Here is a 14,185-nt window from a genome sequence, read left to right as displayed (position 1 = left end):
CGATCTTCGCCGAACCGGTACCAGTACGACACGGACTCGAGCACCACGCCGCCGTGGGCGTGCGCCCCGGCCCGGACGTGTCGGTGGCCTGGTCGTCGTTGGCGATCGTCGGCCCGCTCAGGCGCGGGATCCGAAGCCACCACCAGCGCCGTCACCACCGCGGTCACGGACCGCCTCAGCACACCATCTTCATCGAAATGACTCAATGAATGGGGTAACGACACGATATCGGAAGGGGAAAGTAGGGAGTGCGGATTCACCGCCCCGCCCCAATAATGCTCGGGTGGACGGGGCAGAGATTCAGAAACTGGTAGCGCTCGAGGATCGCCATTGGTGGTATCGGGAGCGGCGCGCGCTGCTCCGTCGTTACCTGCGCCGCCTGCCGGGCGCTCCGGGCCGCGCCCTCGACATCGGGGCCGCCGGTGGGGGCAACACCCGGGTGCTGCTGCAGCACGGCTGGTCGCCGATCGCCGTCGAGTACGGTCACGACGGGGCCACCGCCGCGCGGCAGCGCGCCCTTCCCGCCGTACGGGGTGACGGCCGCGCCCTGCCCGTACGGCCCGGTTCGGTCGACCTCGTCTGCGCGTTCGACGTGCTCGAGCACATCGACGACGACGAGCGGGTGGTGTCCGAGATGCGCCGGGTGCTGCGGCCCGGCGGCAGCGCGTTGATCACCGTCCCCTGCGACATGAAGCTGTGGTCGGCGCACGACGTGGCGGTCGGGCACCTGCGGCGCTACACGCGGGACACGCTGCGCGCGGCGGTCGAGCGTGGTGGCCTGCGCATCGAGCGGCTGTGGAGCTGGAACGTGCTGTTGCGCCCGACCGCGGCGTACGTGCGGAAAAGGTCCACCACCAGCGACCTGAAGAAGATGAACCCGATCGTCAACGCCGCGCTGAGCGCGGTCATCGTGTCGGAGCGTTACCTGCCGGTTCAGTCGCTTCCGGGGGTGTCGCTGATGGTTGAGGCCGTCCGGACGGACTGAACCGCACCGGCAGGACGCACAGCGCGGCCAGCCACGCGGTCGCGACCACCGCGGCCATCCCCCAGACCAGGCCGGCGCCCTCGGCGACGAACCCGATCGCCGGTGGGCCGATCAGCAGGCCCGCGGTGCCCATCGCCGCGGCCACGGTCAGCGCGGCCGGGCCCTGGCGGGCGGCGGCGACGTAGAGGCACGGGCTCACCGGCGCCATGCCGAAGCCGACGCAGGCGAACCCGGCCAGCGCCGGCACGACCCCGCCCACGAGCAGCGCCACGGCCAGGCCCAGACCGGCCAGCGCGGCCCCCGCCAGCAGCACCGGCTTGTCGCCCCAGCGGTCGCGCCAGCCGTCGGCGAACAACCGGCCGATCACCATCGCGGCCGAGGTGACCGCGATGCCCAGCGGCAGCAGGTACTCCTCGGCGTGGGTCACCTCGCGCAGATAGAGGGCCGACCAGTCGGTCATGGCGCCCTCGGTGACGGTGGCCAGCAGCATCGCCAGCCCCACGCTCACGGTCACCGCGGCGGGCAGGCGGAAGCGGCCGCCGCCGGTCGTGCTGCCGGCGGCCGGCAGGTCGTGGGTGAGCAGCGCGGGCCGGGCCGTCAGGACCAGGGCGATCAGCAGGGCGCCGGCCACGGCGAAGTGCGCCGCGACCGAACCGGTGACTGCGGTGACCGCCGAGGCCAGCAGGGCGGCGCTGAAGATGCCGCCGCTGAACAGGGCGTGCAGCTTGGCCATGGTGGTGCGTTCGAAGGCCGCCTCCAGCGCGGCGCCCTGCGCGTTCATCGCCACGTTGAGGCAGCCCACGGCGACACCGTCGACGAGCACGACGGCCACGGCCACCGGGAAGCTGGGCGCGGCCGCGAGCCCGGCGAGGGCGGCCACCAGCACCAGCGCGGCCGCCACGGCCAGGCGGCGCGAGCCGTACCGGGTCAGCAGGCGGGCGACCAGCGGGAACGAGATGAGCGCGCCGACCCCGGCGGCCAGCAGCAGCACGCCGACCTGGGCGGCGCTCATGCCGAGCCGGTCGGTGAGCGCGGGCAGCCGGGCCGCCCACGTCGAGTACTGGAAGCCCAGCGTGAAGAAGAGGGCGGCCACGGCCGCGCGGGAACGCTGAAACGACATCAGATCCCCAGGGACATGTAGACGGCGTCCGGTCCGTAACCGCCGGGTGGCGGCACGTCGGCGTGCGGCCGGAACCCGTGCGACGACCAGAACCCGGCCAGGCCGTCCACGGCGACGAGCGAGATTCCCTCGTACGCCTGGGCCTGGGCGACCGCCGTGAGCCGCCGCAGCAAACGCCGGGCCCACCCACGCCCGCGGAGTTTCTCGTCGACGACGATGTCGTGCAGGTGCAGGTTGGCCGAATCGAACACGGCCGGCTCCGGCCGGGCGAGGTCGGGGACGCGGAACCGTGGGTACGGCAGCGCGATCAAATAGCCGCCGACGCGGTCGCCCATGTCGAGCACGAACGACGTGGACGGCGAGCTCGCGGCCCGTGACTGCAGGGCGGCTCGTCCCTCGGAGAGGCCGTGGCTGCCGTACGCGGCGAACTCGAGCTCGGCGATGGCATCCCAGTCCCCGCCCGCGATCGAGCGGATCCGTTCGGCCCGTACGGTGTGGCAGGCCGGCGGTTCGAAGCCGTTGAAGCCCACCGTCGTGTAACTGGTCGCGTAGGCGCCGGCGGCGTGGATCCACACCGGATCGCCGGAGCGCAGGCCGGCCGGCACGGGCACGGGTCCACCGCCCAGCGTGTCGTCGCTGTCGCAACTGGGCCCGGCAACCATGGCACTCGTCAGCGCGGCGCCGTCGTGCCCCGGGAACTCCAGCCGGTAGCGCACCCTGTCCCCCTCGTACAGGCCGTTGAAGCGCCCACAGCTCAGATAGAGCCAAGGCGTTCCCCGTACGGTCAATCGCGCGACCCGCGCCCGCACAGCGCCGTGGTCGGCGACCAAATAGCGGCCGGGCTCCACGACGAAACCGAGCCCGTCACCGGCGAGCGCCCGCAACCGCCGCATCCCGTCGCGGATCGCGGCGAACACGGCAGCGGTCGGCGGGACGAGATCCGGGTAACCGGCGGCCGGCAGCCCACCCCCGAGGTTGACGTGGTCGAGCGTGATGCCCTGCCCGGCCAGCCGCTCGATCCCGGCGGCCAGCAGATCAAAGGCGCCTTCCCACGCCCGTACGGTCATCTGCTGCGACCCGACGTGCAAGGACAACCCGGCCGGGGTCAGCCCGAGCCGGCGCGCCTCGGTCAGCACGGCGACCGGGTCGTCGCTGCCGAACTTGCCGGTGAGCCCCCACAGCGCGCCCTCCCCGCCGGTGCGCAACCGGCAGAACACGCGCGCCCCCGGGGCGTGGACGGCGATCGCCCGGACGTCCTCGACGCAGTCGGTGGCGAACGTGGTGATGCCGAGCCGGTGCGCGGCCGCGATGTCGGCGTCGGACTTCACCGTGTTGCCGTAGTGCACGGCCTCCGGCGCGACCCCCGTCCGCAGCGCCGAGCGGATCTCCCCCGGGCCGGCCGCGTCGAACCCCGCGCCCCGGTCGGCCAGGGCAGACAGCACCTCGTCGACCGGGCAGGCCTTCATCGCGAACCGCACGCGCACCCCCGGCAGCTCCGCCAGCAGCGTGTCGAGCTGGTTCTCGATGCCGGTCAGGTCGTAGACGATCCGGTCGTCGCCCGGTTCGGCCAGCGCGGCCCGGACGTGCTCAGGAATCACCGCACGTCCGTGCCGCGCGCGGCGGCGACGAGGGCCGGCCACGCCTCGAGCAGCAGCACGAAGTCATCGATGTCACGCCGCGCCTCGGTCAGCAAGACCTCACGGCGCTCGCGGATCAGGTCGGCGACCCCGGTGAATCGGCCGCCCAGCCGCCGGTAGGCGCGTTCCATCCGGTCGATCTGCGCCTCGTTCGGCTCCCGCGGCTGCCAGGTGCTCTCCCGCGCGATCGCGGCGATGGCGGCCGGGTCGTCGCCGGTCATCCGGCCGTAGATGAAATGGAAGTAGTACATCGAGAGAATGAACTTGGCGAACCGCATCTGGTACGCGAGGAACCCGGCGTCGGTCTTGCGTTCGCCGGTGTGGAAATTGACGATGTGCCGGTTGTGCACGACGGCCGGGAGCCGGGCCCGGTTCGCGACGTGAATGAGGAAGTAGTCGCTGCCGATGGTGTCGGTGGCCGGGGGCAACGGCACCCTTTCCGGCAGCCCGGCGAACGCGATGTTGTGCATGTCGACCCGCATCGGATCGACCACGTCGAGCACCGAGCGGTCGCCGTCGAAAGCGGGGCTGCCGGTGAAGGACTCCTCGACCAACGCCCTTTTCTCGGACTCGCTCGCGCCCGGTTCGGCCCACAGGCTGACGAGGTCGTGATAGCCGGCGTGCCCGCGGATGTCCTCGATGTCGACCGACATGTCCCCCACGAAAGAACCCCCGGCCAGGGCCACCGGCAGATCGCTCAGCGCCGGGTCGAGCCGGGTTTCGGTCGCCACGGCGTCACGGGCGGGCAGGCCGATGGCGAGCAGTTCGGCGTGGATGGGAAAGACCTTCTCACCCCCGTACGTCTGGAAGTAGAGGTCCGAATCCCGGCGGTGCACCGAGACACAGCCCAACGCGGCCGCGATCAGGAACACGCGATTCGTGCAGGCGCCGTAGGACAGCGCGCCGGGCAGCATCAGGTCGAGCAGCAGGTCGGGTTTGGACACCCCGGACGCGCGAATCACCCGTACGAGGAAATCGCGTTGGGCCGCCTCGTCGAGATGCCACACCGGGCCCGCGCCGGCCAGCACCTCGGCGTGCTCCGCGAAATACCCGGAGGAGTCGAGAACGACCAGGTGGACGTCCGCGCCGAACTCGCGCCGCGCGTAGTCCGCCTCCGCGACGACCTCGGCAAGGGTCGCCGAGCACTCCCGATTGGTGGGCACGGCAAGGCACACCCGGCGGCCGTTCACACACATCACCCCAACGAATCTGTTAAGACTCCTTGCAGCGGGTCAACCTAATAGCGGCCATCTGCGGACACAACCCCACCTTCTTCGACAATCGTCTAGACCGGCAGCTCACCCGCGTTTACCCGCCAACCATCCACAATGTGACATGACGCACGTGCGAAGGAGCACCATGGAAATCCTCACCGGCGGCGGCATGAACAAGGTGATCCGCGACGGCTTCGCCGGCCACCTGGCCGACGGCCACCGGATGTGCCGGGAAACTCGATCGCGGGGGTTCAGCCGGGCGTGTGATGATCTGGGCGGGTCGTTAGCTCAACTGGCAGAGCATTCGGCTGAACAGTGTGCCCGCTCCCCGCCTCGCGCGGCCATGGGTGCACTTCCTTCTTCTTCTTACGGGACCGAAGGATCGGGGTTCGAGCCCCCGGCGACCCACGACACACGACGACGGGGAACGGAGGGCCGCGTGCTCGACAAGCAGATCATCCAGAAGACGCTGCGCGTGCCCGCGAGCAGTGGTGCGGCCGGGGACGGCACGGCGGTGGCCCGGCAGCTGGACGCGGTGCTGCTCGACGTCGGCTTCTCGGCGTCGCGGGCCCTGCTCGAGCATGTCGGCGCGCTGGCCCCGGCCCCGGCGATGGACCTTGCCGCCACCGTTGTCTCGGCGGTGCGGGAGCTCGTCGGCGACCACGTGCGGCACAACGCGTACTTCCTCGGCTTCCCGCACACCGTGCCCGACACCGTCGAGTTCTGGACCGAGCGGCTGCGCGCGGCCGTGCTCACCGGTGGCGGCACGGCCACCGACGAGCAGCTGCGTGACGCGGTCCGCTCCGGCACGGTGAACCTGCTCGGCCTGCCGGGTTACGGCGCCTACCAGCACACGTACGCGGAACTGCTGGCCGCGCACGACGAGCTGATCGCGTCGGCCGGTGACCGCCTGACCGTGCTGCGTCTGGGTGACCCGGTCGAGGCCGAGGCCTCGCGGCTCTATCTGGCCATGGCGGGCAGCACGACCCCGCTCGGCGAGGCGGACCTGGCGTTGCTCGGCGAGCTCGCCGTGGCGTGCGCCGACGGCACCCAGCCGGGCGACATCCCCGTACGGGAGAACCGGGCTGTTCTCAACGGGGTGCGGCTGGTTCTCGGCCGGCCGCTGGTCGCAGTCGACACCACCACCGACGTGCTGCGCCTGGCCTGTCAGGTCTCCGGCGGGGACCCGTCGCTGCGTACCCCTACGCGTTTTCGCGCGTTCCGGCGGCCGGAGCGGCGGGTGCTGCTCGCGGCGCTCGACGGCGTTGTCGCGGGCAACGCGAACAAGCTGGGCGACGTACGCCCGTACGCGGAACGCTGGAAGCGCCTCGGCGAGCGCCTGCACCCGCACGAGTACGGTCAGTGGCCGTACGCGGGAAAGGTTTTCGCTGTTGCCCGGGGTGAGGTGCGGGTGCGGAGCCTGGCCGGCCGGGCCGAAGCGGCGATGGGTTCCGGTGACGTGCGGGCGGCCGCGTCCGTGCTGTCGGCGGCCCCGGGGATGCTGCTGCGCTCGGCGGACAGGCTGCTGCGTCACGCCCGCGCGCCGGAGCGCTCCGAGGTGGTCGAGGCCGTCACGGGCGCGCTCGGAACAGCGTCGGGACGGGTGCTCTGCTCTCTGCGGGAGCACGTCGGCAACCGGCTGGAACCCGCGTCCGCCCGCATCTACGCGAGTCGCTCCCGGCACTCGTACGTGGGTCCGGACCGTCGCCCGCCGCTGCCGGCCGAGCTGGTCGCCGAGCTGACGGAACGGCTCGACGCCGAGATCGGCGCGCGGCTGCCCCGGTGGGAACGGCCGACGCTGGTCGACCCGGCCGTGCTCGACGTCGCCCTGCCCCTGTCCGGCAAGGCGGCCGAGGGTGGCTTCGCGGTGCTGCCGCGCGGTTCGCGGGCCACGGTCACCGGTGAGCTGCTGCGGTTCTTCACGTACTGGCGTCAGGCGAGCCGCCGCACCGACTACGACCTGTCGGTGCTGCTGCTCGACGCGGATTTCCGGACGGCGGGTCAGGTCTCGTGGACGAACTACCGCCACGGCGGCGTGGTGCACTCGGGCGACATCACCGACGCGGCCGAGGGCGCCACCGAGTTCATCGACGTGCCCCTGACGCTGCGCGGAAACTACGTGGTGCCGCAGGTCCACATCTACGCCGGGGAGTCGTTCGACGAGGTCGCCGAGTCGATGTTCGGCTACCAGACGCGGGCGGCCGGTCAGCGCGGCGCCCCTTTCGACGCCCGTACGGTCCGGGCCCGCTCGGCGCTGCGCGGCGCCGGCCGGGTCGCGCTGCCGATGGTGTTCGTCCCGGGCGAACACGGCTGGCAGGCGGTATGGCTGCACCTGTACCTGGCCGGCTGGCCGGCGTTCAACCGGGTCGAGGAGAACACGTTCACCACCTCCGACCGGGTGCGGGCCCTGCTGGAGCGGCGTTACCTCACCATCGGGTACCTGGCCGACCTGTGGCGGGCGCACACCGACGTGGAACTCTGGGACGGCGCCGGGCCGGACACACCGGTCACGTTCGTCGGCCTCGAGGCCCCCGAGCATCTGCCGGAAGGATCGGAGATCTATACCCTGGACCGGCTCACCGAGCTGCTCCCGGCCTGAGCAGCCGGGGCCGAGGCCATGCGAGTGCTTCCTTCTTTCCGTTCAATTCGGGAACCTCCGCGTAAGCGGGGGATCGGGTATCAGCACTCGCGCTCCCCTCGGCCCCGGCCCCGGACTTGCGTGCCCGTCTAGCATTCGACGGTATGTTGCGACTCCGCCCCGTCCTTGTGCTGTCCACCGCTCTGCTGGCGCTCGTCGCGTGCAGTCCTGACAAGAAGGAGAGCAGCGAGGACAAGGCGCCCGCGGTCACCCTGCCGGACGGCGGCCAGCTGGTGAAGGAATCCGCCCAGGCCATGCGTGAGATCAAGACGACGCAGTTCCTGATCGACGCGGGCGGTGAGATCGCCGGGCTGAGCCTGCGCCGGGCCGAGGGCACGCTGACCAAGGAGGGCAAGGCCAAGGGCACCGCGCAGCTGGAGCAGTCCGGCGCCCCCGTCGAGCTGGAGTTCGTCATCGTCGGCGACAAGATCCACCTGAAGGGCCCGACCGGCGGGTTCCAGGCGCTGCCGCTCACGCTGGCCGCCTCGGTCTACGACCCGTCGGCCATCCTCGACCCCGAGCGCGGCATCGCCAAGGTGCTCGGCACGGCGACCGGCGCCACCACCAAGGCGAAGGAGCAGGTCGACGGCAAGGACGCCTGGCGTGTCGCGGCCACCAGCACCGGCCCCGACCTGAAGGGGCTCATCCCGGGCATCACGGGCAGTGTACCGGCCGAGCTGTGGATCGCCGAGGCCGACAAGCGCCTGCTCAAGTCGACCTTCACGCTGCCCGGCGGCACGGTCACGGTGACGTTCAAGGCCTTCGACGCCCCGGTGACGATCAGTGCTCCGTAGCGCCCCGGTCCGGTCACGGCGGCGCTTGGCGATCGGGGTCGGTGGCGCCGCCGTCCTGCTGGCCGCCCTCGACGCGTACGTGGTGGTCACGGTCCTCACCGACATCCTGCGCGACGTGCACATCCCGCTCAACCACCTCGAACGGGCCACCCCGATCGTCACCGGCTTCCTGCTCGGGTACGTGGCCGGCATGCCGCTGCTGGGTTCGCTCTCCGACCGGCTGGGCCGGCGCGCGGTCATCATCGCCTGCCTGGCCGGGTTCGCGCTGGGCTCGGCCATCACCGCGGGCTCAGGTGAGTCGATCACCTGGCTGGTCACCGGCCGCGTCGTGCAGGGCCTGGCCGGCGGCGCCCTGCTGCCGGTGACGATGGCCCTCGCCGGCGACCTGTGGACGGAACAGCACCGCCGCGCGGTCGCCCTCGGCACGGTCGGCGCCGCGCAGGAACTCGGCAGCGTGCTCGGCCCCATCTACGGCGGCGCGATCGCGGCCCTGATCGGCTGGCGCGGCATCTTCTGGATCAACCTGCCGCTGGCCGCCCTCGCCGCCGTGGCCGTCTGGTTCGCGCTGCCCCGTTCCGCCGCGCCTGCGAGAACCCGCGTCGACGTGCTCGGCGGAGTCCTGCTCGCCGCGGGTTTGGCCCTGCTCGTCGTGGGTCTTTACAACCCCGACCCCGAGCGTACGGTCCTCCCGTCCTGGGCCCCGGCCACGCTGGCCGCGGCGGTGGTCGCCCTGGTCCTGTTCGCCCTGTGGGAGCGGCGCGCCCGCACCAAACTGTTCGACCCCGCCGGCGTACACATGAAGCCTTTCCTGGCCGCCCTCGGCGCGAGCTTCTGCACCGGCGCCGCCCTCATGGTGACGCTCGTCGACGTGCAGCTGGTCGCGCAGACGCTGCTGGGCAAGGACGCGTTCGGCGGCACCCTGCTGCTCACCCGTTTCCTGATCGCCCTGCCGATCGGCGCCGTCCTCGGCGGTCTCGTGCTGACCCGCCTGGGCGAGCGGCTGGTCACCCTGATCGGCCTGCTCACGGCCGCCTTCGCGTACGGGTTGATCGCGTACTGGCCGGTCGACGTGCTCGCGGCCCGCCACTTCGGCATCCTGCCGCGCCTCGACACCGACCTGGTCCTCGCCGGCCTGGGGCTGGGCCTGGTCATCGCACCCCTGTCCGCGGCCGTGCTGCGCGTGACCCCACCCGACCGGCACGGGGTTGCCTCAGCCGCCGCCGTCGTCTCCCGCATGGTCGGCATGCTGATCGGCGTGGCCGCCCTGACGGCGTGGGGTTTGCACCGTTTCCAGGAACTGACCGCGAACCTCGACACCCCCCTGCCGTTCGGCGTCGAAAAGGCCGAATACGAATCACGCATGGCCGCCTACGAGGTGGCGTTGAAAGCCGCCCTGCAAACCGAATACCGCGAAATCTTCCTGATCACAGCGGTCCTCTGCGTGGTCGGCGCTCTGCTGGGCTTGCTTTTGTCGAGGCGACCCGACCCCGTCGCAGTCGTCTAGAAAAGCCTTCCCCGGTACGGGTGGGGGCGCCCCCATTTCTCTTCCCAGCGCAGCAGGTCGGCCTGCCATTTCGGGAGGTCGGGACGGTATTCCCGTACGGCCGGACGTTCCGGCCGTACGCGGGATCGATCCCCTAGCTGACAACACCCACCGCGAGCCTCTCGATGCGTTAGGGAACGGGCCAGCCGTGTGTGAAGCCACCAGCCTGGTTGTAGAAGCCTCTTGTCGTGACGCCATTGTAGGTACCGGCCCACATTTTGCCGGGGAGCGGGGCACGAGCCGGCGGTCGGACGGGTGGCCGGTTTCATCGCGGTTCAGGGGGTATGCGGGCTGTTCACCGCCCGTTGCTGACGGATGGCGCACGCCGGAAGGGAAAGTCATGAATCTTGAATTCCTCCGACCTTTGATGGAACGGCCGGGGCGCTGGGTGTCGGTCTACCTGGACGCCACCCGGGCCGGCGAGAACGCCGCGCAGGAGGTGGGGTTGCGCTGGCGGGCGCTGCGGGAACGGCTGACCGGGCAGGGCGCCGACGATGCGACCCTGGAGGCTGTGCAGGCCGCCGTCCAGGAACATCGGTATCGGGAGGGGCGGTACGGGCTCGCGGTGCTGGCCCGGGACGGCGAGGTCACCGTGGCGGAGACGCTGCCCGCTCCCCCGCCCGCGGACGAGGCGCTCGCCGGGCCGCTGCCGCACGTCATGCCCCTGCTGCGGCAGCGGCACGCGGAGATCCCGTACGTGCGGGTCCTGGCCGACCGTACGGGGGCCGACCTGGACGCTCTCACGGCCGGTGGGGTGCCCCGGCATGCCGAGGTGCGGGGCAGCGCCACCTTCCCGATCCGCAAGGTGCATGTCGGCGGCTGGTCGCACCTGCACTACCTGCACGCGGCGGAGGAGTCGTGGAAGCGCAACGCCGGGGATGTGGCCGCGGCCGCCGTGGATCTGGCCGAGGCGGTCGAGGCCGAGGTCATCGTGGTGGGCGGGGACGTGCGTGCCGTGCAGACGTTCACCGGGCGGCTGCCGAAACGGTGGCAGGACCGGGTGGTGGCCACCGACGCCGGTTCGCGGCACGCCGGGGCCGACGAGTCATTGCTCGACGACGTGACGACTCAGGCCGTGGCCGAGCTCGCCGACCGGCACTACCGCGAGGTCCTTGACCGGTTCCGGGCGCAGCAGGCGGACGGGACGGCGGGCCTCGGCCTGACCGACGTGGTGACGCGGCTCTCGCGGGGGCAGGTGGACACGGTGCTGCTGGCCGACGATCCGTCGTCGACCGACATGCTGTGGATCGCCCCGGATGATCCTGCCCTGGTGTCGGTTGACGATCATGTGCTTCGGGAGGCTGGTGTCGGCGACCCGGTCAAGGTGCGCGCCGACGCTGCTCTTGTGCGCGCGATCGCCGGTACGGGAGCTCGTCTGGTCCTGGTCGCGGACGGCGAGGTGGCGTTGGCTCACGGGATCGGGGCGGTCCTGCGTTACGCCGACGCGAGCAGCGCCGCCGACGGGGCGGCACGCTGAGCCGTCACCGGGCGCCGGTCCGCGATCAGGGGAGCTCGGGCGGCCAGGCGCGGTCAGCAGGGGTCGCCGGGCGGCGCCGGCCGGCGTCTCGGCAACGGCCGTCGTCCAGGTGGTCATGGCCTTCGCCCCCGGGGCGGCGCGTACCCCGTGGACGTGACTCAGGTGTGTACGGCGCGTTCGGCCTTCTGGATGCGCTTGCGTTCGTACATGACGGCGTCGGCGGCGGCGACCAGCTCGTCCGGTGAGGTGTACGCGCCGGGTTCGCTCAGCAGGACCCCGACGGTCACGCCCACTTGCAGGGTCACCCCGTTCCAGGGGATCGGCGCGTGCAGCGCTTCCTCGACCCGGCGGCGCAGACCGGACGCGGTGGCCTCGTCGGCGTCCGGGCAGTAGGCCAGGAACTCGTCGCCGCCGATGCGGGCCGTCACGTCACCGTCGCGCAGGACCTCGACGAGGCGCCGGCCCACGCACCGCAGCACCTCGTCGCCGGCCTCGTGCCCGTACCGGTCGTTGATCGGCTTGAAGTCGTCGAGGTCGCAGTAGAGGACGGCCGCCGGGGTCACCGCGGCCGTGGCCTGCGCCATGACGGTGAACAGCCGGCGCCGGTTGACCAGGCCGGTGAGGTCGTCGTGGTTGGCCTGGTAGGCGAGATCTCGCTGGTCCTGGGCCCGTTGCGCGATGAGCTGCCCGGCCCGGACGAGCACCAGCGGCACCATCGCCAGGGGGCCCAGCGTGAGCAGCAGACCGTCGGGCGCCTCGCCGTATAGCTGCGGCACCCCGCCGACCAGGGGGACGACGATGAGCGCGAACCCGAACAGGCCGAGCCGCAGCTTGGGAACGCCCGTCTCTCCGGTCGTGACAGGGTGGGTGAGGGTGGCGACCGTCGGGTGCAGGGCCGCCGCGCCGACCAGCAGGTAGCCGCCCAGATACAGCAGGCCCGATGAGCCGCCGGTGGTGGTGAACACGACGTCGCCGGCGACGGCACAGCTCAACGCGCCGAACAGCAGCCACACCGTCATCGCCCGCCGGCCCGACGTACGGGTGACCCGCAGCAGCGCGCCCAGGATGCCCGTCAGCACCAGCAGCTGCACCAGCACGACGACCTGCCCGCCGGCCCCGACACCGCCGGTCACCAGGGCCGGGCGCAGCACGAACTCCCAGACCGGCGCCGCGGTGGCGATGCCGACGATGGCCGCGTCGATGACGCCGCCCCGGTCGCGCGGGGTGCGACGCCACACGATGAGCAGGCTGGCGGCCAGCAACGCCAGGTAACCCGAGATCTGGAACGGCGCCACCGGAACCCCGGCGCTCACCCACGGCAGGGTGTTCACCACTGTCAGCAGGCCGAGGCCCACCAGCACCAGCAACCACGGCCGGCGGTCGGGGACCTGATGCACACGCAACCCGGTCGCGACCGCCGCCAGCGCCGTGAGACTGGCGGTGAGCATCACGGCGTGTTCCGCGGCCGCCGAGCCGAGCAGCAGCACGGCGATGAGAACACCCGACACCGCGGCCAGGGCAGCCGACGCGACGCGGCCTGCCGTGCGTACGTTGCCTGCAGATGCCACGTCGTTCCATCGACCGGGCGACGGCGAACCTGAGGCGAACGCGTCGTCGCCAGATGCTGCTGTGGTGGGGGCCGGTGGCGATGGCCTCCAGCCGTTCGAGGTCGGCGGCCGGTGGCGATGGCCTCCAGCCGTTCGAGGTCGGCGGCCGGTGGCGATGGCCTCCAGTCGTTCGAGGTGGGCGGCCGGCAGGCCAGGCGCCTCCCGCAGGGCGTCCACGAGCAGGTCGATCTGCCGCCGCACGACAGGCCGAGGAGTACCGCAACGGCCGGTGAGCGGCCGGCGCCGCACAGGCGAGCGACGGGATCAGGCCGCGACGGGCTTGTGCCCCCGGAGTCTCTCGTAGGCGGCACGACGGCTGTCCAGCAACGCGAGCAACACCGGTGGGTCCACCTTGGACATGCGGTTGAGCCGTACGTCAACCGTCAGCGACGTCGAACCGCGGAGGGTCAGCGGACCGGTCGCCGACACCATCAGGAGATCCTGTTCCTCGGCGGCGTCGTCGGTGATCGACTGGCTCAGCAGATACCACGTCCCGTCGGGGACGTTGGTGAAGTGGAAGTCGCCCGGACGGTCGAGGATCACGCACTTGGCCGGCAGACCTTCGGGTATGCGCTGGGGGAACAGGCCCAGGAAGACTGCGCCGGGTGGTGACTGCCCGGCCGGCGCAGTGACCCGGCCGTAGATGTGGCTCTTGCCCGGCGACTGTGGTGTGAACGTCGCGATGTGCCGGCTGAAGCCACCCATGCGGCGATAGGTGGTCGGCGGCAGGCCGACGCTCTTGGTGAACCGGGTGCTGAACGTCCCCACGCTGCTGTAACCGACCCGGACGCTGATGGCCGCCACGTTGAGGTCGGTGCTGACCAGCAGCCGCTTCGCCTCCTGCAGCCGCAGCGCGGCGAGGAACCGGCCGGGCGGAACCCCGGTGATCCGCTGAAAAATGCGGGTGAAATGGAACTTGCTGAACATGGCGGTCTGCGCCATGTCGTCCAGGGTCAGCTGTTCCGACAGATTGGCCCGCATTTGTTCGATGACGCGCTCGACGGCCCTCTCAGCATTCTGTTGCATGAATTCTCCCCCGTGGAGAAGCGAAATCGCACATTGAGACAAAGCAATGGTCAAAGCGCCGGAGCCGATGCTAGCCCAGGCCCCATAAAGCGTCAAGCAGGTAGTGAAGAGAACGTTACTGATAGCTATAACGCCAGCTCAGTC

General features: G+C 71.4%; 10 protein-coding genes and 1 tRNA gene. 6 read left to right on the top strand and 5 right to left on the bottom strand.

The window, feature by feature from the left end:
• Positions 1–283: 283 nt before the first annotated feature.
• Entirely contained in the window at positions 284–985 is a 702-nt protein-coding gene (locus C8E87_RS29120) for a class I SAM-dependent methyltransferase (protein ID WP_133876032.1), read from the top strand.
• On the opposite strand, the gene C8E87_RS29115 is transcribed toward C8E87_RS29120, so the two are convergent.
• From C8E87_RS29115 to C8E87_RS29105, 3 genes are read right to left on the bottom strand one after another with little or no spacing between them, the layout of a single operon-like run.
• Positions 906–2,105, bottom strand: coding sequence for an MFS transporter (locus C8E87_RS29115; RefSeq protein WP_133876031.1), 1,200 nt, complete (start codon positions 2,103–2,105; stop codon positions 906–908). The genes C8E87_RS29120 and C8E87_RS29115 overlap by 80 nt on opposite strands.
• A complete protein-coding gene (locus C8E87_RS29110; protein WP_133876030.1) occupies positions 2,105–3,703 on the bottom strand; it encodes a GNAT family N-acetyltransferase in 1,599 nt (532 codons plus the stop codon). Before C8E87_RS29110 ends, C8E87_RS29115 begins: the two co-directional genes overlap by 1 nt.
• The gene (locus tag C8E87_RS29105) at positions 3,700–4,938 is read right to left on the bottom strand and encodes a DUF6271 family protein (RefSeq protein WP_166661279.1); all 1,239 of its coding nucleotides are present in this window, start codon (positions 4,936–4,938) and stop codon (positions 3,700–3,702) included. The genes C8E87_RS29110 and C8E87_RS29105 overlap by 4 nt, the downstream gene beginning before the upstream one ends.
• 295 nt (positions 4,939–5,233) lie before the next feature.
• On the opposite strand from C8E87_RS29105, the gene C8E87_RS43885 reads away from it, so the two are divergent.
• From C8E87_RS43885 to C8E87_RS29080, 5 genes are all read left to right on the top strand, one after another.
• Positions 5,234–5,364: transfer RNA gene (locus C8E87_RS43885), tRNA-OTHER, on the top strand.
• Between the two features lie 31 nt (positions 5,365–5,395).
• Complete coding sequence (locus tag C8E87_RS29100; protein ID WP_133876028.1) at positions 5,396–7,555, top strand: TerD family protein; 2,160 nt, start codon at positions 5,396–5,398, stop codon at positions 7,553–7,555.
• Positions 7,556–7,698: 143 nt separating this feature from the next.
• Positions 7,699–8,388: an LppX_LprAFG lipoprotein gene (locus tag C8E87_RS29095; RefSeq protein WP_133876027.1), complete on the top strand. Its 690-nt coding sequence runs from the start codon at positions 7,699–7,701 to the stop codon at positions 8,386–8,388.
• A gap of 25 nt (positions 8,389–8,413) precedes the next feature.
• Positions 8,414–9,892: an MFS transporter gene (locus C8E87_RS29090; protein ID WP_239080691.1), complete on the top strand. Its 1,479-nt coding sequence runs from the start codon at positions 8,414–8,416 to the stop codon at positions 9,890–9,892.
• 379 nt (positions 9,893–10,271) lie between these two features.
• Positions 10,272–11,408, top strand: coding sequence for a baeRF2 domain-containing protein (locus C8E87_RS29080; protein ID WP_133876024.1), 1,137 nt, complete (start codon positions 10,272–10,274; stop codon positions 11,406–11,408).
• A 158-nt stretch (positions 11,409–11,566) separates the two neighbouring features.
• Here C8E87_RS29080 and C8E87_RS29075 read toward each other — a convergent pair whose 3' ends face one another.
• A complete protein-coding gene (locus tag C8E87_RS29075; RefSeq protein ID WP_133876023.1) occupies positions 11,567–12,976 on the bottom strand; it encodes a GGDEF domain-containing protein in 1,410 nt (469 codons plus the stop codon).
• Positions 12,977–13,279: 303 nt separating this feature from the next.
• A complete protein-coding gene (locus C8E87_RS29070; protein ID WP_133876022.1) occupies positions 13,280–14,041 on the bottom strand; it encodes a helix-turn-helix domain-containing protein in 762 nt (253 codons plus the stop codon).
• Positions 14,042–14,185 lie beyond the last annotated feature (144 nt).

Origin of the sequence: Paractinoplanes brasiliensis, assembly GCF_004362215.1 — a bacterium.
Classification (GTDB): domain Bacteria; phylum Actinomycetota; class Actinomycetes; order Mycobacteriales; family Micromonosporaceae; genus Actinoplanes; species Actinoplanes brasiliensis.
Note: the sequence above shows the minus strand (reverse complement) of the source record. Positions and strands in the feature narration are given on the sequence as shown.

What these genes read in the sequence shown, in the direction of transcription:
- C8E87_RS29080 (WP_133876024.1), top strand. Translation starts at nt 10,272, where the DNA reads ATGAATCTTGAATTCCTCCGACCTTTGATGGAACGGCCGGGGCGCTGG.
- C8E87_RS29095 (WP_133876027.1), top strand. Translation starts at nt 7,699, where the DNA reads ATGTTGCGACTCCGCCCCGTCCTTGTGCTGTCCACCGCTCTGCTGGCG.
- C8E87_RS29105 (WP_166661279.1), bottom strand. Translation starts at nt 4,938, where the DNA reads ATGTGTGTGAACGGCCGCCGGGTGTGCCTTGCCGTGCCCACCAATCGG.
- C8E87_RS29115 (WP_133876031.1), bottom strand. Translation starts at nt 2,105, where the DNA reads ATGTCGTTTCAGCGTTCCCGCGCGGCCGTGGCCGCCCTCTTCTTCACG.
- C8E87_RS29070 (WP_133876022.1), bottom strand. Translation starts at nt 14,041, where the DNA reads ATGCAACAGAATGCTGAGAGGGCCGTCGAGCGCGTCATCGAACAAATG.